The sequence below is a fragment of the Novosphingobium sediminis genome, assembly GCF_007991615.1.
In the GTDB taxonomy this organism is placed as follows: domain Bacteria; phylum Pseudomonadota; class Alphaproteobacteria; order Sphingomonadales; family Sphingomonadaceae; genus Novosphingobium; species Novosphingobium sediminis.
The window spans coordinates 114,191-137,353 of record NZ_BJYR01000009.1 but is presented as its reverse complement, the minus strand read 5'-3'; the positions used below and the strand labels follow the sequence as shown (position 1 = coordinate 137,353).

Here is a 23,163-nt window from a genome sequence, read left to right as displayed (position 1 = left end):
GCGGCGTTCACGGCTTGATCACCACGCGCACCATGTGCCCATCGGGCGCAGCCGCATCGGTGACGCGGATCTGGGTGGTGAGGTCAGTCGGTGCGAGCCCGGCGCGCAGCAGCAGGTTTCGGGTCATCGCGGCGCGGTAGAACGCAATGCGCTGCGCTTCGGAGACCGAGCGGGTCTGCGGCGCGAACGACCAGATCTCGTACTTCGTGCCGGGCCGCGCCTTGCCCTTGATGAAGCTGATGACGCGCGCGGAATTGGCCTCGTCATAAGTCGCGGCATTGGGCGCGAAGGCGATCTTGAGCAGCGTGTCGGCGGTCTTGACCTCGACGCCCCTGGCATCATCCGGCTGCTCCTGCGCCTTGACCTGCAGCTTCAGCGTATCGGGCGTTTCGCGCGTACGGATGGAAAGGCGCTCGGCCCCGTCGGTCATGGAGGGGGAACGCAGCACGGCGCCGAGTTCGGCAACGGAAGTGCCCGCATCGGCATCGCGCGGGAAAAGCACCGGAGCGGCGCCGGGCGCGCAGGCGATGGGCCTGCCATCCTTGCCGGCCTTGTGCTGCTGCTCAGCCTGATGGATCATCTGCTGCTTGAAATTGGCGATCACGCGCTGCGAGAGCTGCATCACCGCCGCACTCATGATGACGAGCAGGAAGGTGACCACCATGATGACGGTGGTGAGCACGTCCACGAAAGCCGGCCAGTGATTGACTTCGCCGTCGGCGGATGCCCCTGCCACGTCGCGCTCCTGTAGGTGGCGACGCGAAACGGCGCGGCGCCATGCTTAACCGGCCATAAGGCACTGTGTTTAAGGGGTCCGGGCGAGGCTGCTCAGGCTGCTTCCCTAGGGGCCCGTTTACCATTGGCCTGCGCATTCTGGCCGCCAAGCTGGGCGAGCACTTCGGCCTTGGGGCGGTCTGCCACGATGCGGCCTTCCTCCAGCCAGATCACCCGGTCGACGATCTCGAGCAGGGCAAGGCGGTGAGTGGCGACGATCAGTGTCTTGCCGCGCGCCGCTTCTGCCAGCCCGGCGATGACGCCCTGTTCGCTCGCAACATCGAGCGAGGCGGTGGGTTCATCGAGCAACAGGACCCGGGGATCGCGCACCAGCGCACGCGCCAGCAGCAGGGCCTGGCGCTGCCCGCCCGAAAGCGCGGAGCCGCGCGGGCCGACCTGCCGCATGTAGCCTTCGGCGGTCCGCGCCACGAAGCCGTCGAGCCCCGAGCAGCGGATCGCCCGCTCCACCACCGCAGCTTCGGGTTCCGGCATGCCGAGCAGGATGTTGTGCCAAACCGTGCCCTCGAAGATCATCGCATCCTGCGCGCTGTAGATCACGTTCCGGCGCAGCTGCGGGATGGCAAACCGATCGAGCGCGTGCCCATCGAGCGTAATCAGCCCTTCCTGCGCGGGGATCAGCCCGGCGAGCAGCTGGAGCAGGGTCGACTTGCCCGAGCCCGACTTGCCGATGAGCGCGACGCGTTCGCCTTCGCGGATGGTGAAGGTGAGGCCCGTAAGGCTGGGCGAACCGCTGCCGCCGAACGTGTGCGCAAGGCCCGCAACCGCCACTGCGCCGCGCATCGGGGCAAGGCTCACGGCGGGATCGGACACATCGCGCTCCGGTTCGGTCTGGAGCAGCCCGGCCAGCGCCTGAAACTGCGCGAGGCTCTGGTAGGCGCGCGCGAACATGCTGACCGTGGCCGCCACGGGCACCATCGCGCGGCCCGTCAGAAGCACGACGGCGATCAGTGCGCCGGTGGTCATCAGGCCCGCCTTGATCTGGAGCACGCCGATCACGACGACCATGACCGTCACCAGCTGGACCAGCAGCCCGGAGGCCGAGGCCGGCAGTTCAGACCAGTGCCGCACCTGCTTGTTGCCGATGGCAAGATGGTCCGAAATCACGTCCCAGCGCCCTTCGAACAGCCCCTCGGCATGGTTGGCCTTGATCGTGGTCCAACCGCTGGTGAGTTCGGCGGTGAGGTCGCTGCGGGCCTGCACAAGCTTTGACGCGCGGCGGCTGGCGAGCTTGAGCGCATAATTGCTGACCATGCCGAACAGAATGAGGCCCAAGGCACCGGCCGCGGGTCCGATCACGGTGAACCCGCCAATTGCGGCAATCAGCGTGAACATCAGGACGACGAAGGGGAGATCGACGCAGAGCGTGGCGATGGCGTTTGGCACCAGCAGCGAAAGCGCTTCGAGATCGCGCAGGCCGGTCAGCATGGCGCCGAAACCCATGCCCAGTGTTGGCGCGCGGGCGCGCAGCACGGCAACGACGGCGCGGTGCTGCACCGCCTGCCCCACGCGGGTCGCCACCGCCTCAACGAAGCGCGCCTTGATCTTCTTGAGCAGCAGTTCGAACACCAGCACCAGCATGACGCCGATGGACAGGGCCCACAGGCTCTCGATCGCCAGATTGGGGACAACCCGGTCGTAGATCGCGCGCATGTAGAGCGGGATGGCGAGCGCACAGAGGTTGAGCAGGGCGCTCGCCAGCAGCATCTGCCCCAGCGGCCGGCGCTCGGCGAGATAGGCGCCGAGCAGCCACATCGCCGGGTTGCGGCGGATAAGTTCGCGTTCATGCGCATCGCTGGCGCCGTTCACCGGATCGACCGGACCGCTGTGCAGCGCCTCGCCGGAAAGCAGCGGGCGCAGGGCGGCAAACGGCACCGACTGCTGACCGGATGCATCCAGCAGGGTGACATGATCGCTGGCGTGGCCGGTGACGAGCACCGCGCCGCCGCTGGCCATGGTCATCACGAGCGGGAGATCCGCTGATTCCGGCGCGTGCTGGCCAATCGGGCGCCAGTGCGCCTCGATCCCGATCCGCGCGAGCGCGAGGGGCGCAAGCTTTGCGGCAAGGGCTTCCTGCGCCATCGGCAGTGCTGCACCGAGCGCGGCCTGACTGCGTTCAATCCCCCGCGCCGCCGCCAGCGCTTCGAGTGCGGCGAGCATCGGCAGGGGCGTGACCATGGGCTGGCCCTGAACGCCGGATGGCGGGGCCGACGGCTTGCGGAAGATCCTGCCGAAGAGGCCTGAGCGGTGCGCATCAGGCGGGGCGGACGGTGGTTCGATCATGGCGGTTACCCTGCTTTCAGGGCCGGGAGTGCCAGTTTATGGAAAACGCCGCCTGAAGCGGGGCCTAGGGGACTGCGCGTAGGTCTGCGGCAAGCCGAAACAAGGATAATGATTGGTAAATCCCCGGCAACACTCTCTCTATGACCGAGGTTCTGCCATGCGCTTCGCGCGCCTTCGCCAGTCCGTGATTACCTCGCTCGGCGGCGCGAGCCTGTTCGACGACTTGCGCCCCGGTGAAGCGGATGCGGTGCTCGGCGGCAAGCTCGCGCTCATCAGCCAGCCGATCGGCGCGGTGCTGCCGTGGAGCGCGCGGATCGGTTTTGCCGGGGCTTCGCGGTTGCTGAAGGCGCTGGCGATCACGTTTGGCCTCGTGGTGCTGTGGATGGCGCTGTTCACCGTGGACAAGGTGACGCGCGGCGCAGGCCGGGTGCTGCCGTCCACCCAAAACCAGCTCGTCCAGCATCTTGAAGGCGGGATCGTGAAGGAAATCCTCGTTCAGGAAGGCCAGCGCGTGCGCAAGGGACAAGTGCTGATGCGCATCAGCAATGCCTCGACCGGGGCGGCCATCGAAAGCGCTCGCACCGATCTGGTCGCCAAGCGGATCGTGCTCGCGCGGCTGGATGCCGAGATTACCGGCGCGGGCAGCTTTGTGCCCCCCGCCGAGCTTGCGGCGCAGGCCCCTGACATCGCCGCAAGCGAGGCCGGCCTGTTCGCCTCGCGCCGGGCGCAGCGGATGAGCCAGGTGGGCGTAATCAACGAACAGGCGCGGGCGAAATCGGCCGAGGTCGGTTCGCTGCAGGCACGGCTTGCCAATCTGCGGAATGAAGAACGGCTGGCGCTGGAGCAGTTCTCCAAGCTTGAGCGGGCCTATGCCGAAGATGCGGTTTCCGAGCGCGACGTGCTCGACAAGCGCGCCGCCATCCTTTCGCTGCGCACCCGCATTGCCGACGTGGCCAACCAGATCCCGCAATCCTCCGCAGGCCTTGGCGAATCCGCCGCGCGGCGCGGGGAGATCTGGGCGAGCGACATGGAGCAGATGCGCGCGCAGGCGGCGCAGCTCAGGCTCGAGCTCGCCAAGGCCGACGAGCAGTTCGGCGCAGTGCAGGACCGCGTCGCGCGTGAGGAAATCCGCGCGCCGGTTGATGGTGTCATCAATCGGCTTAACGTGCGCACCGCAGGCGGCGTGATCCGCGGCGGCGAGCCGGTGGCGGAGATCGTCCCCGCCGCCAGCCAGGTCATCATCGAGGCGCGTATCGCGCCCAAGGACCGCAGCAATATCTGGCCGAGCCTGCCCGCGCGGATCAAGATCTCGGCCTACGATTCCACCGTCTACGGTTCGCTCGAGGCCAAAGTGGTCGACGTCTCACCCGATGCGATACAAGACCCGCGCGGCGGGCTTTACTACCGCGTGCGGCTCGATGCGGGCCGCGCCAGCTTTGGCGCAGGCATGCCGGTGATCCCGGGCATGACGGGCGAAGTGGCGATCCGATCGGGCCGCCAGACGATCCTCAACTATGTGCTCGGCCCGCTCATCCGCATCTCGCAGGAAGCCCTGCGAGAGTGATGAAAATCCTAGCAAAAATGTCTGTGGCAGTGTCGCACCGACAATAGCAAAAATGTCACACAGCAGCCGGTTTCGCACGTGCAGCACCCCGAATGCCCTGCAAAGCTGTTTACACTTTCAATCGAGAGAATATCCCCGGCTCACTGCAACCGCAGGCAGCTGGGGGGGAATTGCGCCCGGCTGCTCAATTCAGGGGGGTACCCTATCGTGCGTAAGTTCTCCAATCTCGCCCTGCGTGGCGCACTGCTGGCCTCGGCCGCTGCCTTTGGTAGCGTCGCTGCGCCGCAGGCGGCGTTCGCGCAGGAAACCGCCGCGCCGGCCGATGACGCCGCCGCCGCGCAAAGCATCGTGGTCATCGGCACCCGCCGTACCGACCGCACTGTCGCTGACTCGGCCTCGCCGATCGACGTGATCAGCGCTGCCGACCTGACGACGCAGCCGACCGCGAACTTGCTGGACTCGGTCCGCAACCTCGTGCCGTCGTTCTTCGTCGGCCAGAACTCGATCTCGGACGCCTCGACCTTCGTGCGCGCGCCTTCGCTGCGCGGCCTTCCGGGCGACCAGCTGCTCGTCATGCTCAACGGCAAGCGCTACAACCGCTCGGCCCTCGTGCAGGTCTACAACGGTGGTGACACCGGCCTTTCGTTCGGTTCGCAGGGCCCCGACATCTCGGCGATCCCCGCGATCGCGATCAAGGGCCTCGAAGTGCTGCGCGACGGCGCGACCGCTCAGTACGGTTCGGACGCCATCGCGGGCGTGCTGAACTACGGCTTGCGCGACAACGGCGGCTTCGAGCTCGTCGGTCGCTACGGCCAGTTCTATGCCGGTGACGGCCGCAGCTACCAGATCGCAGGCAACGCCGGCCTCAAGTCGGACCGCGGCTTCATCAACGTTTCGGCAGAATACAACAACGACGGCCGCACCAGCCGCGGTGTGACCCGCCCGATCGCCGCGCGCTTCGCCGCGGAAAACCCGAATCTGGCCGACAAGCTGCCGTTCTACCCGCTGCCCGCGCAGATCTGGGGCAACTCGCCGAGCGAAGGCTGGAAGGCCGTCGTCAACGCTGCCTACGACGTGACCGACAACAGCAAGGTCTACGGCTTCGGCAACTTCGCGCACAGCAAGGCCGAGCAGAGCTTCAACTTCCGCTCATCGTATCAGGGCTCGAGCAGCTTCGAATACGACGATGGCACGGGCCAGCTGAAGACCGGCACCATCGGTGGCCGCAACTTCTTCCAGGTTCCCTACTACAACACGCCGTGCCCGGCTGGTAACCCGACCTGCCCCGCTGGCGGCTACGTCAAGGACGGCAACGTCTTCAACCTGACCTCGATCTACCCGGGCGGCTTCACGCCGATCTTCGTCGGCAGGACCGACGAGGCCTATGGTACCGTGGGCTGGAAGGGCAAGACCGACAGCTCGTTCACCTGGGACATCTCGGCCTCGCTGAGCCGCAACTCGCTCGACCTGTCGATGTACAACTCGATCAGCCCGTCGTTCGGCAAGGATTCGCAGACGAGCTTCGAGTTCGGCAAGCTGATCCAGAAGGAATTCGACGCCAACCTCGACCTGACTTACGCAGTCGACGCTGGCCTCGCCAGCCCGATCACGTTCTCGGGCGGCGCGGAATACCGCCGCGAGACCTACACCTCGACCGAAGGCGACTTCCAGTCCTACGGTGCAGGCCCCTACGCGATCGCGCATAACCTCTATGTCCAGACCGCGCCGGGCGTGTACGCCCCGTCGATCGTTGGCGAAGGGGAGATCGAGCAGACCGCGTCCTACGATCCGGCGGCAAGCGGCTACGGCGGCACCTCGCCCAAGTATGCAGGCACCAGCCGCCAGAAGAGCTACGGCTTCTACGTGGGCGCCGAAGCGGACATCACCAAGCAGCTCACGCTCGGTGCCGCCGGTCGCTACGAACACTACGATTCGTTCGGTGGCCGTTTCGTTTACAAGTTCAACGGCATCTACCACGTGACTGACGAGTTCGCGCTGCGTGCCACCGTTGGTTCGGGCTTCCACGCCCCGACCCCGGGCCAGAACAACACCGCGGTGCTGACGACCAACTTCCTCGCCGGTAACTCGGTGCAGGTCGGCACGTTCCCGGTGACCAGCGACGTCGCGAAGTACTTCGGCTCGAAGGCGCTCAAGCCTGAAAAGTCGAACAACTTCGGCTTCGGCTTCGTGTTCCAGCCGACCAGCGCGCTGACGCTGACGGTTGACGCCTACCAGATCAAGGTCACCGATCGCATCTTCATCTCGAAGTCGTTCGTTGTCGGCGCGTCCGACATCGCCGCGCTGCCCGAGCTCGCCTCGGTTGGCGTAGGCGGCAATGTCCAGTACTTCACCAACTCGCTCGACATCCGCACCCGCGGCGTCGACGTGGTGGGCAGCTACCGGACGGATCTCGCTGGCGGCAAGCTGAACCTGACGCTGGCCTACAACTACAACAAGAACAAGGTGACGAAGTTCGATCCGGCCGCCATTGGCCCGTCGCAGATCATCGACGCCGAAAACCTTGCGCCGAAGCACCGCCTCAACCTCCAGGGCAACTGGACGCTGGGCAACTTCTCGATCGGTGCTGCGGGTCGTTACTTCGGCAAGTGGCGCGCGGACACCGACTATCCGGGTCAGGAATTCGGTGCCAAGGTCACGGCCGACATGGACGTGAGCTACACCTTCATGGACAACTTCACGCTGACCGTGGGTGGCAACAACATCTTCAACACCAAGCCCGACCGGATCAAGGCTTCGACCTCGAATCCGATCTACACGCTGACCAACAGCACCGGCGACGGCCAGATCTATCCGCGTAACGGCGGTCCGTTCGGCTTCAACGGCGGCTTCTGGTACGTCCGGGCTCGCGTCAAATATTGATATAGGCCGGTTTGGCCAAACGGATCGGGCGGGGAAGTTTCGGCTTCCCCGCCCTTTTCTTTTGGGCGCTGCAGAGGCAGAGGAAGGCCGAGAGGAAAAACCACCCATGACCTTGCGTACGACAGCCATTGCCGCGCTTGCGGCGCTTTCCCTCGTATCGAGCACCAGCCTGCAGGCCGCATCGCAAGTGCCGGTGGGCGCCGAGCACGGCATGGTCGTATCCGCGCACCGGCTCGCAAGCGATGCCGGGGTCGAGGTGCTGAAGGAAGGCGGCAATGCCGTCGATGCCGCGATCGCGGTCGCCTATGCGCTGGCGGTGACGTTCCCCGAGGCCGGCAACATCGGCGGCGGCGGGTTCATGACGGTTCGCTTTGCCGATGGCCGCACCAGCTTCATCGACTTCCGCGAGACCGCGCCGGACGCCGCGACGCCGACGATGTATCAGGACAAGGCCGGCAAGGTGATCCCGCTGCTTTCGACGCGCGGGCACAAGGCGGTCGGCGTGCCGGGCACTGTCGCAGGCCTCGAACTGGCGCGCGAGAAGTTCGGCACGCTGCCCCGCGCCCGCCTGATGGCCTCCGCCATCAGCCTCGCGCGCGATGGCTTCGTGATGGATCAGGGCGATGCCACGTTTCTTGCCGAAGGGGCCGAGGATTTCGCCAAGGACCCGGCCAGCGCGGCGATCTTCCTTGATGGCGGCAAGCCCTGGGAAAAGGGCCACCGCTTCGTGCAGGCCGATCTTGGCCGCATGCTCCAGCTGATCGCCGACAAGGGCGCCGACGCGTTCTACAAGGGCGAGATCGCCGAGAAGATCGCAGCCTCGAGCAAGGCGCATGGCGGCATCCTCACCAAGGCCGACTTTGCCGCCTATCGCGCCATCGAGCGCGCGCCGCTCGAATGCGACTACCGCGGCTATCACATCATCTCCGCCCCGCCGCCGAGCTCGGGCGGCGTGGTGGTGTGCGAGACGCTGAACATCCTCTCCGCCTATCCGATGGGCGAACTCGGCTGGCATTCGGCGCAGAACATCCACTACCTCACCGAAGCGCTGCGCCACTCGTTCCATGATCGCAACGTGAGCCTTGGCGATCCGGGCTTCGTGAAGGCCGATGTCGCAAAGCTGATCTCGCCCGATTATGCGGCCAGCCTGCGCACCGGAATCAGCGCGGACAAGGCCACACCGTCCGTCTCGCTCGGCGTGCCGGGCACGGGCCACGAAGGCGCCAGCACCACGCATTTCTCGATCGTCGACGCGGCGGGCAACGCCGTCTCGCTCACCTACACGCTCAACGACTGGTTCGGCGCGCGGGTGACGGCAGACGGCACCGGCATCCTGCTCAACGACGAGATGGACGATTTCTCGTCCAAGCCCGGCGAGCCCAACATGTACGGCCTTGTCGAGGGCACCAACAACGCCATCGCGCCGGGCAAGCGGCCGCTTTCCTCGATGACGCCGACGATCGTGACCAAGGACGGCAAGCTGGCAATGGTGGTCGGCACCCCCGGCGGCAGCCATATCCCGACCGGGGTGCTGCAGGTCATGCTCAACGCGATCGACCACGGCATGACGATCACCGAAGCGACCGATGCCTCGCGCATTCATGCGCAGTGGCTGCCCGACGTGATCTTCATGGAACCCAACGCGCTGAGCGCTGAAACCCGCGCCGCGCTGGAGGCCAAGGGGCACAAGCTGGCGGCGATGGACTACTGGAACCAGATCGCCGCGATCCTCGTCGGTGGGCCTGCGCTGGGCAAGCCCCCCGTAGGCCATGACCGGCTCTATGGCGCGATCGATCCGCGCCTGCCGGTGGGCAGCGTCGCCGGGTACTGAGTTGGGCGAGTTCGCGCACGCACTGGCCACGGAGGCAGACCTACCGCGCCTGCGCGCGCTGATGACGCGCGCGATCGAAGAGTTGCAGCGCGGCTTCCTCACGCCGGAGCAGGTGACCGCCAGCCACCAGATCATGGGGCTCGACACCCAGCTGGTGAAGGACCGCACCTACTTCATGATTCTGGATCAAGGCGCGCTGGTCGGTTGCGGGGGTTGGAGCTGGCGGGCGACGCTGTTCGGCGGCGACGACAGCATCGTCGCGCGCGAGCCGCTGCCGCTCGATCCGGCCAAGGATGCCGCCAAGATCCGAGCGATGTATGTCGATCCCGCCCACGCCCGGCGCGGCATCGGCAAGCGGATCATGGCGCTGTGCGAAGATGCCGCGCGCGCGGCCGGCTTTCACAAGGTGGAGCTGATGGCAACGCTCGCCGGGAGGCCGCTCTACGAGGTGTGCGGTTACACGGAGATCGAAGCGGTAGAGGCAACCTCGCGCGAGGGTGTCGTGGTTCCCATCATCCGCATGGGCAAGCCGCTCTAGACTTCGAGCGCGTGGGTTTCGACCCGGCGGCGCGTGCCCTCCGAGCGCACCACCAGCGCGGCGTATTCGGGTACCTCGATCCACGTTGCGAAGTCGCGGGTGAGCGGTTCGGACGCGACGATCACGCTGTCTGCCGCCTGCGCGCCGCCGACCAGTTTCCATTCGTCATCGTGCAGGCCGTAATCGCGCCCGAAGGTGTACCACATGCTGAGGAAGTTGGTGCTGCCCTGCAGCGCCCCCGCCGCGAACCGGCCAAAATCGAAGGTAAAACGCGCGGCGATGAGGTTCACCCCGTCGCAGAAGATAAGGTTGGCCGAGGAACTGCGCGTCACGCCATGCCGTTCTCGCGCGGCGCGGATCAGGGCGAGCGCATGGCGGATCGCCGCGAGGATCGCCTCGGGCTCGTTCACCCGGTAGGGATCTTCCAGCGCCGAGACCGTGAGTGCATAGATCCATTCGCTGTCGGTTGACCCCTGGATCTGGTGCGCGAATTCAGGCTTTACATGGCTGGCCAGCTCAAACCGCATCTCGCGGAAGCCGGCGAGATCGCCATTGTGGGCCATGGCCAGCGGCACTCCTTCGAAGCGGAACGGGTGCACGTTCTGCTCGTTGATTTGCACGCTGGAATTGTACGGCACCCCGCGGATGTGAGCGAGGAGCCCCGCCACCCTGAGCTTGCTGGCGAGCGCCTTGAGATTGCGATCGAACAGCGCAACCTGCGTCGTGCGATAGCGGAACGGTGCTGCGGGTTCGTGGCTCGAGGGATCCCATGCGGTCATCCCGAAGCCTGCGAGGTTGAGCATGGCCAGCATCTGCGCGCTTATCGTCTGGTTGAGCAGCGAGGAATCGGGGGCATACAGCAGATGGTCGAGTAGCACCGGCTCGCCAAGGTAGCTCAGGATGCGGCACATGCGCTGGCCTCCCCGGCGGCGTTGAAGCGTTCGAGCGCGGTGATGCGCCCGAGGTGGCGATTGGCGCGAACGTGTTCGAGCACGAGTTGCCGCCCGATGACGGCCATCAGGGCGCGGGCCAGCGGGGCCGGATCGGTGGCGAGCGCTGCCAATCGCGCGGCAGGGATGGCGAGCATGAGCGTTTCCTCGGCCGCTTCGATGGCCAGCGGCTCGCCTGCCCCATCGAGCGCGGCAATCAGCCCGGCAATTTCGCCGGGGCCGTGGATGGCGATCGGCTCGATCCCGCCTTCCCGCATGATTCCAGCGCGCAAGGCGCCGCGCAGCACCACCCGGATGGCGCCGGGTGCTGCGCCCGGAACGAGCACCGCGCCGCCTTTGGCAACGTGCTGCCACGCGGCGATGCCGGCGATCCCGCCAGCGTGCGCCGTCCATTCGGCAAGACGCGGCACCCCCGCAATCAAGGCGGCAAGGTCGCCTGCCTCCACCGCGCCCGGCGGAGGGCCTGCCCCGAACCTGCGCAGCGCGCTGGGTTCGAAATCCGCAGCATCGGCAATGCGCTCCACGCCCTGGCGGATGCGGCCGGCCATGAGCCGGCAGACCGCCGCGAAGAGTGCAAGAGCGGGCGGCCAGCCATCGGCCACCAGCGCCTGGATGCGGACGCGCGGAATGCGCAGGCCAGCGCTGGGCTCGACCGCGCGGACGCTTGCCGAGCGGGGCCGATCATCAAGCAGGGCGAATTCCCCGACCACATCGCCGGGCATGACCGTGCTGATCGCCGTCAGTTCATCGCCGGGAATGCGCGTCGCGACCTGCAGCGCGCCCTCGGTGAGCAGATAGGCGGCATCGGCGGGCCCGCCCTGCCGAAACAGCAGATCACCTTTTTCGAGGGCGAAGGGATCTCCCGCGCGAGAAAGTTCGTCCATCGCCGCCGGATCGAGCGCCAATGAGCGGCCGATCACGACTGGCGCGCCAGCCTGCTGCAGCCGCATCACGCTCTCCACCATGCTGCTCCGCTGGAACAAACCTACCATTCCTGCCTTTCTGCGCAAGCACGGTGGTGTCGGAAGGGCCGGTTGGTCCGGTGCGGCGGCGGATCGGATGCGTTCGGCCTTGAACCTTGCCGCAGGCCGCGCGAAGAGCGTCGCGCACGGAATGGGATCGAGAAACTCGCATGGCGCAGATCACGGTGAAGGACCTCATGGCCGAAAGCGGTGTCGCTTTCGGCACGAGCGGCGCCCGCGGCACCGTCGCCGCGATGACGGACCGGGTCTGCTACGGCTATACGCGGGGCTTCCTTTCCTACCTTGCCGGGCTGGGTGAATTCGCGGCCGGTGGGCGGGTCGCGCTGGCCGGAGATCTGCGCCCAAGCTCACCGCGGATTCTCGCCGCCTGCGCGCGGGCGGTGCGCGATCAGGGCGGCGTGCCCGTGTTCTGCGGCTATGTGCCGACACCGGCGCTGGCGCTGTTCAGCTTTGCCGAGGGCATCCCCAGCCTGATGGTGACGGGCAGCCATATTCCTGCGGACCGCAACGGCATCAAGTTCTACCGCCCCTCCGGCGAGGTGCTGAAGACGGACGAGGCGGGCATGGCCGCCCAGCCGGTCACCTCGCCGGACGGCACGTTTACGGCAGCCGGCATGCTGGCGGAGGCGGAAACGCTGCCCCCGGTCACCGATGTCGAGGCCGCCTATGTCCAGCGCTACATCGATCATTTCGGCGCGGGTTCGCTCAGCGGCAAGCGCATCGGAATCTACCAGCATTCGGCGGTTGGCCGCGATCTCCTCGCCCGGATCGTGCGCGAACTCGGCGCGGAGATCGCGCTGCTCGGGCGTTCGGACAGCTTCATCCCGGTCGATACCGAAGCGATCCGCGACGAGGATGTGGTGCTCGCGCGCGATTGGGCAAGCAGCGGAACATTCGATGCGATCGTTTCCACCGATGGCGATTCCGATCGTCCCTTGCTGGCTGACGAGCACGGAACATGGCTGCGCGGCGACGTGCTTGGCATTCTTTCGGCAGCGCGCGTGGGGGCGACGAAGGTCGTGACGCCGGTGAGCAGCAATACCGCGCTCGAGCTTTCGGGCCGCTTCCCCCGCTGCCGCCGCACTCGGATCGGCTCACCCTATGTGATCGCCGCGATGCGCGAGGAACAAGCCGCACCGTCCGACGTGGTGTGCGGATACGAGGCGAACGGCGGCTTCCTGCTCGGTTCGGATATCACTGGCGCCAACGGCACGACAACGGCCGCGCTGGAGACGCGCGACGCGGTGCTGCCGATCCTGCTGGTGCTGACAGCGCCCGGTGGCAGCGTTTCCGAACAGTTGGCCAGTCTGCCGCAGCGCTTCACCTTCAGCGACCGACTGAAGGAATTTCCGCCAACGCTCGGCCAGCGGCTCTTCACCATGTTGCAGGCAGGATCGCGCGAGGAGCAGCTGGCGCTGCAGACCCGGCTGTTCGGCGCCTTCGCGGGCGAGGCGGCCCTGATCGACGCGACCGACGGGGTGCGGGCCACCTTCAGCACCGGCGAGATCATCCACTTGCGCGGATCGGGCAACGCCCCCGAGCTGCGCTGCTATACCGAAGCTGACAGCGAGGACCGCGCTGCGGCGCTCAACCGCGATGCGCTGGGAAGCGTGAAGGCGGCGCTCGGCATTGCCGGGGAATAGGCGCCCCTTACGACAAACGCTAAGTGACTCGGTTCCGCTCAACCGGCAAGATTTCCGCACGCTGCAAAAGCGTCGAGGCTTCCGGTTTGAAGGAGAGACCCGCATGATCCGGTCCTACCCGCTGTTCCAGCAGGCCTATTATGTGCAGAGCATCGATGCGGCGGCGGAGAAATGGGCGAAGGCCTTCGGCGCGGGGCCGTTCTTCATGGCGCGCCACCACCGCTGCGACGAATTCACCTATCGCGGCACGGCGGTCGAGGCCGATGTCTCCTACGCCTTCGGCTATCTCGGCGATACGATGATCCAGTTCATCGAGCAGCATGACGACAAACCGTCGATCTACCGCGACATGTACAAGGCCGGCGAGGAAGGCTTCCACCATGTGGCCTATCTCGTCTCGGACTTCGCTGCCGAGCGGCAGCGCTGGCTCGATATGGGCTATGCCCTTGCGACCGAACTCTACGCCGATCAGGTGAACGCTGCCTATTTCGACACGCGCGCGCTGAACGGCGGGTTCACCGAAATCCACGGCGATCCGCCCCACATCATGGGCATTTTCGGCGTATGGAAGCGCGCGCACGAGGCGCGTGACGCGCATTCCCCCGTAACCATCGAAAGCGGCGCGATCACGACCTATCAGCGCGCGCCACTTCTGCCGAAGTGATGCAGCTTGGCTGAATTGCTGGAAAAGAGATGGTGCACCCGACAGGATTCGAACCTGTGGCCTCTGCCTTCGGAGGGCAGCGCTCTATCCAGCTGAGCTACGGGTGCGTGGGAGCATCCGCCTAGCAGCGCCGCGCGCCGCTTGCCAGAGGTTTGTCGCTTAGCGATTTGGTAGGCGGCGCTGGGCTATACTCGCGGGGATGGCTTCTCGTCCCCCCTCCCACGACGCGAATCGCGCGGGCGTTCGTCCTGCGGCGAGCCGGATGGCGGTGAAATGGGCAGCGGTGCACGAAGCGGCGAAAGCGATCGGTGAACTGGCCGGAATTGCGCCCGAGTATCGCTCGCCCGAGATCCGCAACTTCCCGGCAATCATGCGCGATACCGGCGGCTGGCGCCATCGGCTGGCCGAGCAGGGCGTTGACGATCTTGCTGCGATTCTCGAGCCCGGCCTTGCCGCGCTGCTGGCCTTGCATGGCAGCGGAACGCCGGCAGGCGCCGCAGCGCTGGCGCTGTGGCAGGAATTCCAGACGGCGCGCGCGGGGCTGCTCGCGCTGATCCCGTCGCTCGGGATCGAGCGCTAGGCGCCAATCGCGCTTCCATTGTTCCATTTTTGTTCTTAAACTGTGGCCATGTTCGATTCGGCCCTCCCTGCTGCTGCGCCCGCACCTGCCGAGCGGGAAGCACTGGCGGTCGCGCGCGGGATCGGGCGGCTGTTTGCGCGCAGCGGCATCTGGTGCCTGCCCGAAATGCCGCTGCGTTCAGGCCGGCGGGCAGACCTGATGGGCATCGACGGCAAGGGCCGGATCGTGATCGTGGAGATCAAGGTCGCGCGGGCCGACCTGCTCGGCGATGCGAAATGGCCGGATTACCTTGAATATTGCGACCGGTTCTACTGGGGCCTTGCCCCGCATCTCGACCGCGCCTGCCTTGAAACGCCCGCCTTCCGGCCAGACCTGTGCGGGGTGATCGTGGCCGATGGCTATGACGCGGAAATCCTGCGCCCTGCCCCCAGCCGGCCGCTCGCGCCGGCGCGCCGCAAGGCCGAAACCGAGCGACTCGCGCGCGCGGCGCTGCGGCGGCTGGTGGTGGCGGGCGATCCGCAGTGCGCCGGGTGGGGCGAAGAGGCTTAAAGCACCCCGGCGGTCGCGAGCAGCAGGACGAGGCCAAGCACTGCAAAAAACAAGGCCGCGATGGCGCGCACCACGCCGAGCGGGACGCGCTTCACGATTTCACCGCCGAGCAGGACAGCCGGGACGTTCGCCAGCATCATGCCGAGCGTGGTGCCCATGGTCACCGAGACCGCATCATGGAAACGCGCGCCGAGTGCGATGGTGGCGACCTGCGTCTTGTCGCCCATTTCGACGAGGAAGAAGGCGACAAGCGTCGTGAAGAAGGCGCCGCCGCGCGAGACGGCAGGGGCTTCGTCATCATCGAACTTGTCCGGCACCAGGGTCCAGGCCGCCATGGCGAGGAAGCCGACGGCGACGGCATAGCGGAAGGCGGGGCCATCGAACCAGCCAGCCGCGAGCGACCCCGCCAGCGCGGCGAGGAAGTGATTGGCGAGGGTCGCGACGAGAATGCCCGCGATGATCGGCAAAGGACGTTTGAAGCGCGCGGCAAGCACGATGGCGAGGAGCTGGGTCTTGTCGCCGATCTCGGCAAGGGCGACGATCGCGGTTGAGGTAAACAGGGCTTCGAGCATCGACGTGTTCCGGGGCCGGGCGAACAATCGAGACAACGGCACCGATCTCCCCCGCCCGGCCGGACGGGGAGAACAGGTGCCATTGGTCTCGCCCGGCAGGCGGAACGGGTGCGTTCCTGACCTGCCGCCTGCGCCATGGCCTCTCGGCCAAGCATGTTGACGCGCCGGACAAGTCCGGCAGGGGGCTGCGCGCGGGCGCGCACAGCGGCTACTCCCCAAGTGACGGCGCGGCCTCTAGTCTGCATCGGACCACTGTGCAAGGCGCATTGCCCCTGACATGACTGGACGTCCTGCGCAAATGCTGTATTCAGCAATGCATAGCAGCAGTGATCCGACCCGGCAGCGGGAGGTGGTGCATCCTGATCAGTGGAAGCGACTTTTGACCCGAAGAGCGACCTTTGCCCTCAGCGCGGCCTGCGCCTTGCTGCCCTTTGCCTCCCCAGCCCTGGCCAAGCCGGGACCGCTGGCCGAGGCGCTTGGCGCGCCCGATGATCTTTCGATCAGTGCAACCGTACGGGCGCGGGTAGAGGGGATCGACGGGCAGTTCCGCCCAAGCCCCGCCGCTGCCGACGCGATGTTCTCGCTGCGCACGACGCTGGCTGTGGAATACGATGCGGGCCCGGTGCGCTTCGGCGGCGAACTGTGGGATGCGCGCGCCTATGGCGAGGGGCCGGCCTCCACCATCACGACGTCCGAGGTCAACACGGTCGAGCTGGTGCAGGCCTATGCCAAGATCGAGCTGGGCGATTGGCGCAAGGGCGCGAAGGGCGGGCATGGCCTGCTGACGCTCGGCCGCCAGACCATGGATATCGGCTCGCGGCGCCTCGTCGCGCGCAACCGCTACCGCCAGACCACCAACGGCTTTACCGGCGCCGATCTGGAATGGACGACCCATGGCGGCACGCGGCTGCAGGCATTCTGGACGATGCCGCAGATCCGCCGGCCGGACGATCTGGCGAGCCTGAGGGACAATGCGGTCAAGTTCGATCTCGAGACCACGCGCGTCCAGTTCTTCGGAGCGCATGCCACGCTGCCGCATGTGCTGGGCGGCGTGCTCGAGACATACGGCTACCGCCTTGCCGAGCAAGACGGTGACAACCGCCCAACGCGCAACCGCCGCTTGTGGACGCTGGGCGCGCGGGCCTTCGCACGGCCGGGGGCGGGCAAGTGGGACCACGATGCAGAAGGCGCATATCAGTTTGGCACCGCGCGGCGCAGCGCGGGTGCGGCCGATGTGACCGACCTCGATGTTTCGGCATGGTTCCTCCACGCGGAGGCCGGATACACCATCAAGGGCGGCTGGAAGCCGCGCGTGGCGGCGCTGTTCGATGCGGCAAGCGGCGACAGCGGCCGGGCCGGGCACTATGGGCGGTTTGACACGCTCTATGGCGCGCGGCGCTTCGATTTCGGGCCGACCGCGCTTTATGGCGCCCTGCAGCGGGCCAATATCATTTCCCCCGGCCTGCGGCTGGAAGCAGTGCCCGACAAGCGCACCGACGTGATGGTTTCCTACCGCGCGATGTGGCTTGAAAACCCGCGCGATGCCTTTGCCACCACAGGAGTGCGCGATGCCAAGGGTGCCTCAGGGCGCTTCGCAGGGCATCAGGCCGAGGCGCGGCTGCGGCGCTGGCTGGTGCCGGATATCCTGCAGGCGGAAACTGGTGGTGCGGTGCTGTTCAAGCAGGGCTTCCTGCGCGATGCGCCCAATGCCCCGGCCAGCGGCAACAGCGTCTACGGCTATTTCGACCTGACGCTGACGCTCTGACTCTGCTGCTCGAGGCGGCCTAGGATGACGTGCTTCTGAGCCGCCGTGGCCGTGGGCCAGGCCATGATTTCCTCGATCGTGCGCGCGCAGCCGCGGCACAGGCGGGTAAGCGGATCGAGCGTGCAGGTGCCGGTGCAGGGGCTTGCCGGTTCGCTGCTCATCGCTTTTCAGCAGCCAGCCGGCTCATCAGCAGTGCGGCGCGCTTGGCCTGCAGGTTGAGGCTGGCGAGGTCGACCGTTTCATCCGGCGTGTGATCGCCCTTGCTCGCTGGCCCGAGGCCGACGAGGCCGGGCACATCCGCCGCGACGAAACTGATATCGCCCGCGCCGCGCTTGAGCGGATCGAGCGGGGGCATCGCGGGCAGGCCGAGCGCGGCGTTCACCTCATTGAGCCGGGCGAGCAGCGCGCGGTTTGCATCGGTGGGAGCCATCGGCGGATAGCCGTCCTCGAACACGATCTTCCCCGCGGCGCCCGGGAAGGCGCGCGCGACGATGGCGGCCATCTTCTCCTGCGCGCGGGTGTTCTGTTCCGGCGAAAGCGTGCGCAAGTCACCGCGCGCGATGGCCTTGGCGGGGATGATATTGGTCTTGCCGGTGGCGCTCACGTGGGCCTGATCGGCAGCGAGCACGGCCTCTGCCCCGCCCGCGATCATGCCGACGTTCAGCGTGAGATTGGGCTCGGGCACTTCGGCGCGGATCGCCGCAAGCATGCGCGAAAGAGCATAGATCGCCCCATCGCCATCGGCGCCGAACACGCCGCTGGAATGGCCGGATTTCGCGGCAACCTCGATCGTCCAGCTGTAGGCCGAGCGGCGGGCGATCGAGCCCATGTCGATGAGCTTGCCATCCGGCCCCACATCGCGGGCGAGGCCCTCGAAATCGAGAGCGATGTCTGCCTTCCTGCCTTCCGCGATCAGATCGGCGCGCGCAGCGGACTGCGGATCGCCGGCGTCTTCTTCGTCACCGGTGAGGTAGGCGACGACGTTGGCCTGCTTCAGCGTGCCCGCGGCTGCCATGGCGCGCAGCGCGGCAAGCATGGCGACCACGCCGCCCTTGTCGTCAGCCACGCCCGGGCCGCTGGCGAACTGGCCCTTGCGAGTGAAGGTCTGAAACGGCGAATCCGCTTCGAACACCGTATCGAGGTGGCCGATCAGCAGCAGGCGTTTGGCCTGGGGCTTCCCCGTGTGGGTCGCGACGAGGTGACCGGCGCGCCCGGTCTGCTCCATCGGCAACCACTTCACGGTGAAGCCCAGCGCCTCGAATTCAGGGCGAACCATGTCCGCCACGGCCTTCACGCCGGCGATATTGCGCGAGCCCGAGTTCTGGTTGACGAGGCGTTCAAGCAGCGCAAGATCGCGCTCCTCGTTGGCCTCGACAGTGGCCACCATGCGCTTTTCCGGGGCCGTCAGAACGGGCGCTGCAAACGCGCTGACGGGGAGCAGGAGCGAAGCGGCGAGGAGCGCTGAGGCAAGTCGGTTTTGCATCCGTCGGTGATAGAACCACAGGCCCGCATTTGGGAAGCCTGCACCTTGGCGCGTAATTTCCTTGCTTTCACACGCAATTGCATATATGCGCAGCTCCAGCAGGACTGGCGAGCGGACGTTCCGCCGCAGGCTCGGGCAAGCGTGAGGTCCGCCGTTCAGGGCGTGAACCCGCCCCGGCTTAACAGCTGCTTCGCTTGGCTTCCCCTTCACGCATGGGTCGCATGGTCGACCTTCTGCCTGCGCGCTGCGTGTTGCTGCGTGCGCCATTCATTGATTGGATTCTCATGTCATATTTCCGCGATCTCGGCCTTGCCGAGCCGATTCTCCACGCGCTTGAAACGAAGGGTTACACCGACCCGACGCCGATCCAGCGCCAGTCCATCCCGGCGCTCCTCGAAGGCCGCGACCTCCTTGGTATCGCGCAGACCGGCACCGGCAAGACCGCTGCCTTCGCCCTGCCCTCGCTCCACCGCCTTGCGGCCAATCCGCAGCCGCGCAAGCCCGCCTCGTGCCGGATGCTGGTGCTTTCGCCGACGCGCGAGCTTGCCGCGCAGATCGCCGAGAACATCGCGGCTTATGCCAAGAACCTGCGCCTGACGGTCGACTGCGTGTTCGGCGGCGTGCCGGTGGGCAAGCAGGCCCGCCGCCTCGTGCCTGGCTGCGACATCCTCGTCGCGACGCCGGGCCGCCTGCTCGACCTGATCGACCAGCGCGCGCTGACGCTGGGCCGGGTCGAGATCTTCGTGCTCGACGAAGCCGACCAGATGATGGACCTCGGCTTCATCCACGCGCTGCGCCGGGTGGCCAACCTGCTGCCCAAGCAGCGCCAGAGCCTGTTCTTCTCGGCGACCATGCCCAAGGCGATCGCGGACCTCGGCAAGCAGTTCATCAACAATCCGGTGCGCGTGGAAGTGACCCCGCAGGCGACGACCGCCGAGCGCGTCGAGCAGTACGTCACTTTCGTCAATCAGGCCGAGAAGCAGGCGCTCCTCACGCTGCGCATCCGCGCGCTGCTGGCAGACAAGAAGCTTGATCGCGCGCTGGTGTTCACACGCACCAAGCACGGCGCGGACCGCGTTGTTCGCCACCTTTCGGCGGCCTCGATCAGCGCCCGCGCGATCCACGGCAACAAGAGCCAGGCGCAGCGCACCGCCGCGCTGGACGCGTTCCGTCAGGGCTCGTGCCCGATCCTCGTCGCCACCGATATCGCCGCGCGCGGGATCGACGTGAGCGGGGTGAGCCACGTGTTCAACTTCGAACTGCCCAACGTGGCCGAGCAGTATGTCCACCGCATCGGCCGCACCGCGCGCGCCGGCGCTGATGGCGAAGCGATCAGCTTCTGCGCGCCGGACGAGAAGCCCTACCTCAAGGACATCGAGAAGCTGACGCAGGTGAAGCTCACCCCGCTGCCGCTGCCCGAAGGTTTCCAGGCGGAGGCCGCGAAGCTTCCCGCCGTCAGCCGCAAGCCCGAGGAAGCCGAGCGCGACGCACGCCGCGACGAACGCGATCAGCGCGGCCGCTTCGGCGATCGCGGCTCTCCACGCGGTGAACGTCGCCGCGACGACCGTTCGCCCGGTGGCCGCGCGCAGGGCCGCGATGGCCGTCCGCGCGATGCCAATCCGGCGCGCCCCGCCAATGAACGCGGCCCGGTCGGCAATCCCGTCCGCGCCGAGCGCACCGACGCACCGCGCGAAGGCCAGCGTGAGGGCGAAAAACGCCGGTTCCGCCCCAATGGCGGCGGCAATGGTGGCGGCGGTGTCGGCCAGCACCGCAACAAGGTCCGCCGCGTCGTCTGACCAGCGCGCGCCTGTGGACTGACCGAATGGCCGTCTGTCCACAGGCACGCTCGCTTGGCATAGGGTCTACCGTGACCGCGACTTCCCCCCCGCAACCCATCAGATCGCGCCGCGCATGAGCGAGCTGTGGCTGACCGCGGCGATCATGACCGCGATCGTCGCCGCGCGTTATCTGGCGGTGAGCGGGTTGTTCGCGTGGCTGACCAAACTGGTACGCCCCGGCCATTACGACGGCCTTGCCCGCCAGATGCGCAGCGAGATTGCGTGGAGCCTCGCCTCAGCCGCGATCTATGGCGTGCCGGCGGGGATCATCGCGTGGGGCTGGCAGCACTATGGCTGGACCCGGGTCTACACGAACGTGAACGACTACCCGCTGTGGTGGCTGCCGCTCTCGCTGTTCGCCTACCTCGCGCTCCACGATACGTGGTTCTATTGGACGCACCGCCTGATGCACCGGCCCAGCGTATTCCGCGCGGTCCATGCCATCCACCACGCCAGCCGCCCGCCGACGGCGTGGGCAGCGATGAACTTTCATCCTGTGGAAGCCGCGATCGTCGGCCTGTTCATACCCGCGTTGGTTTTCGTGGTTCCGATCCACGCCAGCATGCTCGGCCTGGTGCTGATGGTGATGACCATAATGGGCGTGACCAATCACATGGGTTGGGAAATGTTTCCCAAGGCCCTCGTTCATTCAAGCGTAGGGCATTGGGTGATAACAGCCAGCCACCATCACCGTCATCATGAGCTCTATCGATGCAATTATGGCCTCTACTTCCGTTTTTGGGATCACGTCTGCGGGACCGACAAGGGGCTGTCCGCGCCATGATGCGGAAGGGGCTGGCGATCACTTTGGCTGCGCTGACGGCGCCGGTCGCGATGGCAGCCATGCCGCTGCCGGAAATCCACATGCAGATGCCGGCGCAGGCGAGCGCCGCGGCGCCAAGCTCGATCCTCGTCCAGATCGACGGACTGCGTTCCAACCGCGGGCAGATCCTTGCCTGCATGACGGCGAACCCGAAGACCTTCCCCGATTGCCAGAAGGACCCCCATGCGCGGCATCTTACCGTGCCGGCGGCGAACGGCGAGACAGTGCAGTTCAGGGACGTGCCGCAGGGCCGCTATGCCATCGCGCTGTTCCATGACGAGAACGGCAATGGCCGCATGGACAAGATGATGATGCTGCCGCGCGAAGGCTTCGGCTTTTCGCGCGATGCGCCGCTGCAGTTCGGCCCGCCGCGCTTCGGCGCCGCTTCGTTCCAGGTCGGACCGGTACAGCTGAAGACCGCGATCAAGGTTCGTTATATCCTGTAACATTTGCTTGCGCGGCAACGCAGCATGAGGAAAGGCACACGGCCAAGCCTCATACTTTGTCGGAGAAGTGTGTGCCTGAAGCCCTGATTGGAGCGCAGCCGCTGCGCTCGCTGCTCTATATGCCTGCCAGCAACCGCCGCGCCGTGGACAAGGCGCGCGCGCTGCCGTGCGATGCCGTCGCGCTCGATCTTGAGGACGCCGTTGCGCCCGAGATGAAGGACGAAGCCCGCGCGGCGCTGGTCGAGGAATTGACCGCTGGCGGTTTCGGGCACCGGCAGATGATCGCGCGGATCAACCCGCTCGGCTCACCCTGGGGCAAGGCCGATATCGCCGCGCTCGCCCATTGCCCGCTGGATGCCCTGCTCGCGCCCAAGGTGGATGATGCATCCGACGTGGTCGCGCTTTCCGTGGCGATGGACGGGGCGGGCTATGATCCCGCCGTTCGTCTGTGGGTGATGATCGAGACGCCGCAGGCCGTGCTGGCGCTGGAACGGATTGCCCAATCGGCGCGCATTTCGCGGCTTGCAGGGTTCGTGCTCGGGCTGAACGATCTCGCCAAGGAAACCGGGATGGCACAGGTTACCGGACGGGCCGGGTTCGTGCCGGTCATGGTCGGAGCGCTGATGGCAGCGCGCGCCTACGGGCTCGTCCTGCTCGACGGGGTGTGCAATGCGATCGATGATACCGCGCGGCTCGATGCGGAATGCCTGCAGGCGCGCGAGCTTGGCCTCGACGGCAAGACCCTGATCCATCCCTCGCAGATCGAAACCGCCAACCGCGTGTTCGCGCCGGGCGAGGCTGAGGTGGCGGAGGCCGAAGCCATCGTCGCGGCGTTTGCCGATCCCGCCAATGCCGGCAAGGGCGCACTCAAGGTCGGCGGCAAGATGGCCGAGCTGCTCCACCGCGACATGGCGGTGCGGGTGCTGGCCAAATCGGCAGCGATCGCGGCGCGGTAACTCCACATTCGAACGATTGCGCG

General features: G+C 66.8%; 20 protein-coding genes and 1 tRNA gene. 13 read left to right on the top strand and 8 right to left on the bottom strand.

The features are described 5' to 3' along the window. Positions 1-7: 7 nt before the first annotated feature. Together NSE01_RS06815 and NSE01_RS06810 are read right to left on the bottom strand one after the other, a co-directional pair. Positions 8-736 (bottom strand): hypothetical protein, encoded by a 729-nt coding sequence (locus NSE01_RS06815; protein WP_147158882.1) that lies wholly within the window; start codon positions 734-736, stop codon positions 8-10. A gap of 92 nt (positions 737-828) precedes the next feature. Beyond that, the gene (locus NSE01_RS06810) at positions 829-3,075 is read right to left on the bottom strand and encodes an ATP-binding cassette domain-containing protein (protein WP_147158881.1); all 2,247 of its coding nucleotides are present in this window, start codon (positions 3,073-3,075) and stop codon (positions 829-831) included. A 157-nt stretch (positions 3,076-3,232) separates the two neighbouring features. On the opposite strand from NSE01_RS06810, the gene NSE01_RS06805 reads away from it, so the two are divergent. From NSE01_RS06805 to NSE01_RS06790, 4 genes are all read left to right on the top strand, one after another. Beyond that, positions 3,233-4,639 carry an HlyD family type I secretion periplasmic adaptor subunit gene (locus NSE01_RS06805; protein ID WP_147158880.1) on the top strand — a complete coding sequence of 469 codons (1,407 nt, stop codon included), beginning with the start codon at positions 3,233-3,235 and terminating at the stop codon, positions 4,637-4,639. Between the two features lie 207 nt (positions 4,640-4,846). Then, positions 4,847-7,519 carry a TonB-dependent receptor plug domain-containing protein gene (locus NSE01_RS06800; protein WP_246135069.1) on the top strand — a complete coding sequence of 891 codons (2,673 nt, stop codon included), beginning with the start codon at positions 4,847-4,849 and terminating at the stop codon, positions 7,517-7,519. Positions 7,520-7,625: 106 nt separating this feature from the next. After that, positions 7,626-9,350: a gamma-glutamyltransferase gene (ggt, locus tag NSE01_RS06795; protein ID WP_147158879.1), complete on the top strand. Its 1,725-nt coding sequence runs from the start codon at positions 7,626-7,628 to the stop codon at positions 9,348-9,350. 1 nt (position 9,351) lies between these two features. Next, the gene (locus tag NSE01_RS06790) at positions 9,352-9,888 is read left to right on the top strand and encodes a GNAT family N-acetyltransferase (protein ID WP_246135068.1); all 537 of its coding nucleotides are present in this window, start codon (positions 9,352-9,354) and stop codon (positions 9,886-9,888) included. Here the strand turns inward: NSE01_RS06790 and NSE01_RS06785 are convergent. Then, a complete protein-coding gene (locus NSE01_RS06785; RefSeq protein ID WP_147158877.1) occupies positions 9,885-10,799 on the bottom strand; it encodes a class II glutamine amidotransferase in 915 nt (304 codons plus the stop codon). The genes NSE01_RS06790 and NSE01_RS06785 overlap by 4 nt on opposite strands. After that, positions 10,784-11,830, bottom strand: coding sequence for a cyclic nucleotide-binding domain-containing protein (locus NSE01_RS06780; RefSeq protein ID WP_147158876.1), 1,047 nt, complete (start codon positions 11,828-11,830; stop codon positions 10,784-10,786). The genes NSE01_RS06785 and NSE01_RS06780 overlap by 16 nt, the downstream gene beginning before the upstream one ends. Before the next feature lie 140 nt (positions 11,831-11,970). On the opposite strand from NSE01_RS06780, the gene NSE01_RS06775 reads away from it, so the two are divergent. Both NSE01_RS06775 and NSE01_RS06770 read left to right on the top strand, forming a co-directional pair. Continuing rightward, positions 11,971-13,464 (top strand): phosphomannomutase, encoded by a 1,494-nt coding sequence (locus NSE01_RS06775; protein WP_218033251.1) that lies wholly within the window; start codon positions 11,971-11,973, stop codon positions 13,462-13,464. A 103-nt stretch (positions 13,465-13,567) separates the two neighbouring features. After that, entirely contained in the window at positions 13,568-14,128 is a 561-nt protein-coding gene (locus tag NSE01_RS06770; protein WP_147158875.1) for a VOC family protein, read from the top strand. A 30-nt stretch (positions 14,129-14,158) separates the two neighbouring features. Here the strand turns inward: NSE01_RS06770 and NSE01_RS06765 are convergent. Further along, a tRNA-Arg gene (locus NSE01_RS06765) sits at positions 14,159-14,235 on the bottom strand. A gap of 155 nt (positions 14,236-14,390) precedes the next feature. Between NSE01_RS06765 and NSE01_RS06760 the strand changes: the two genes are divergently transcribed. Both NSE01_RS06760 and NSE01_RS06755 read left to right on the top strand, forming a co-directional pair. Next, positions 14,391-14,708, top strand: coding sequence for a hypothetical protein (locus tag NSE01_RS06760; protein ID WP_246135067.1), 318 nt, complete (start codon positions 14,391-14,393; stop codon positions 14,706-14,708). A gap of 48 nt (positions 14,709-14,756) precedes the next feature. Further along, entirely contained in the window at positions 14,757-15,257 is a 501-nt protein-coding gene (locus NSE01_RS06755) for an MmcB family DNA repair protein (RefSeq protein WP_147158874.1), read from the top strand. Here the strand turns inward: NSE01_RS06755 and NSE01_RS06750 are convergent. Next, positions 15,254-15,829, bottom strand: coding sequence for a TMEM165/GDT1 family protein (locus tag NSE01_RS06750; protein ID WP_147158873.1), 576 nt, complete (start codon positions 15,827-15,829; stop codon positions 15,254-15,256). The two genes, NSE01_RS06755 and NSE01_RS06750, sit on opposite strands and share 4 nt — an antisense overlap. 379 nt (positions 15,830-16,208) lie before the next feature. Here NSE01_RS06750 and NSE01_RS06745 point away from each other — a divergent pair, with 379 nt between their 5' ends. Then, a complete protein-coding gene (locus NSE01_RS06745) occupies positions 16,209-17,594 on the top strand; it encodes an alginate export family protein (RefSeq protein WP_246135066.1) in 1,386 nt (461 codons plus the stop codon). Here NSE01_RS06745 and NSE01_RS06740 read toward each other — a convergent pair. Together NSE01_RS06740 and NSE01_RS06735 are read right to left on the bottom strand one after the other, a co-directional pair. Continuing rightward, positions 17,567-17,755 carry a DUF1289 domain-containing protein gene (locus NSE01_RS06740; RefSeq protein WP_147158871.1) on the bottom strand — a complete coding sequence of 63 codons (189 nt, stop codon included), beginning with the start codon at positions 17,753-17,755 and terminating at the stop codon, positions 17,567-17,569. The two genes, NSE01_RS06745 and NSE01_RS06740, sit on opposite strands and share 28 nt — an antisense overlap. Next, a complete protein-coding gene (locus tag NSE01_RS06735) occupies positions 17,752-19,077 on the bottom strand; it encodes a M20/M25/M40 family metallo-hydrolase (protein ID WP_147158870.1) in 1,326 nt (441 codons plus the stop codon). The genes NSE01_RS06740 and NSE01_RS06735 overlap by 4 nt, the downstream gene beginning before the upstream one ends. Before the next feature lie 284 nt (positions 19,078-19,361). Here NSE01_RS06735 and NSE01_RS06730 point away from each other — a divergent pair, with 284 nt between their 5' ends. The 4 genes from NSE01_RS06730 to NSE01_RS06715 all read left to right on the top strand — a co-directional run bounded on the left by NSE01_RS06730 (position 19,362) and on the right by NSE01_RS06715 (position 23,140). Continuing rightward, entirely contained in the window at positions 19,362-20,873 is a 1,512-nt protein-coding gene (locus tag NSE01_RS06730) for a DEAD/DEAH box helicase (protein ID WP_147158869.1), read from the top strand. A 115-nt stretch (positions 20,874-20,988) separates the two neighbouring features. Continuing rightward, positions 20,989-21,699 carry a sterol desaturase family protein gene (locus NSE01_RS06725; protein WP_147158868.1) on the top strand — a complete coding sequence of 237 codons (711 nt, stop codon included), beginning with the start codon at positions 20,989-20,991 and terminating at the stop codon, positions 21,697-21,699. Further along, entirely contained in the window at positions 21,696-22,184 is a 489-nt protein-coding gene (locus NSE01_RS06720; protein WP_246135065.1) for a DUF2141 domain-containing protein, read from the top strand. Before NSE01_RS06725 ends, NSE01_RS06720 begins: the two co-directional genes overlap by 4 nt. Before the next feature lie 71 nt (positions 22,185-22,255). Beyond that, positions 22,256-23,140 (top strand): HpcH/HpaI aldolase/citrate lyase family protein, encoded by an 885-nt coding sequence (locus NSE01_RS06715; RefSeq protein WP_246135064.1) that lies wholly within the window; start codon positions 22,256-22,258, stop codon positions 23,138-23,140. The last annotated feature ends 23 nt before the right edge of the window (positions 23,141-23,163 follow it).

Coding starts and splice junctions, on each gene's coding strand:
- NSE01_RS06810 (WP_147158881.1), bottom strand. CDS start 3,075: ATGATCGAACCACCGTCCGCCCCGCCTGATGCGCACCGCTCAGGCCTC.
- NSE01_RS06805 (WP_147158880.1), top strand. CDS start 3,233: ATGCGCTTCGCGCGCCTTCGCCAGTCCGTGATTACCTCGCTCGGCGGC.
- ggt (WP_147158879.1), top strand. CDS start 7,626: ATGACCTTGCGTACGACAGCCATTGCCGCGCTTGCGGCGCTTTCCCTC.
- NSE01_RS06785 (WP_147158877.1), bottom strand. CDS start 10,799: ATGTGCCGCATCCTGAGCTACCTTGGCGAGCCGGTGCTACTCGACCAT.
- NSE01_RS06780 (WP_147158876.1), bottom strand. CDS start 11,830: ATGGTAGGTTTGTTCCAGCGGAGCAGCATGGTGGAGAGCGTGATGCGG.
- NSE01_RS06775 (WP_218033251.1), top strand. CDS start 11,971: ATGGCGCAGATCACGGTGAAGGACCTCATGGCCGAAAGCGGTGTCGCT.
- NSE01_RS06770 (WP_147158875.1), top strand. CDS start 13,568: ATGATCCGGTCCTACCCGCTGTTCCAGCAGGCCTATTATGTGCAGAGC.
- NSE01_RS06760 (WP_246135067.1), top strand. CDS start 14,391: ATGGCGGTGAAATGGGCAGCGGTGCACGAAGCGGCGAAAGCGATCGGT.
- NSE01_RS06755 (WP_147158874.1), top strand. CDS start 14,757: ATGTTCGATTCGGCCCTCCCTGCTGCTGCGCCCGCACCTGCCGAGCGG.
- NSE01_RS06750 (WP_147158873.1), bottom strand. CDS start 15,829: ATGCTCGAAGCCCTGTTTACCTCAACCGCGATCGTCGCCCTTGCCGAG.
- NSE01_RS06740 (WP_147158871.1), bottom strand. CDS start 17,755: ATGAGCAGCGAACCGGCAAGCCCCTGCACCGGCACCTGCACGCTCGAT.
- NSE01_RS06735 (WP_147158870.1), bottom strand. CDS start 19,077: ATGCAAAACCGACTTGCCTCAGCGCTCCTCGCCGCTTCGCTCCTGCTC.
- NSE01_RS06730 (WP_147158869.1), top strand. CDS start 19,362: ATGTCATATTTCCGCGATCTCGGCCTTGCCGAGCCGATTCTCCACGCG.
- NSE01_RS06725 (WP_147158868.1), top strand. CDS start 20,989: ATGAGCGAGCTGTGGCTGACCGCGGCGATCATGACCGCGATCGTCGCC.
- NSE01_RS06720 (WP_246135065.1), top strand. CDS start 21,696: ATGATGCGGAAGGGGCTGGCGATCACTTTGGCTGCGCTGACGGCGCCG.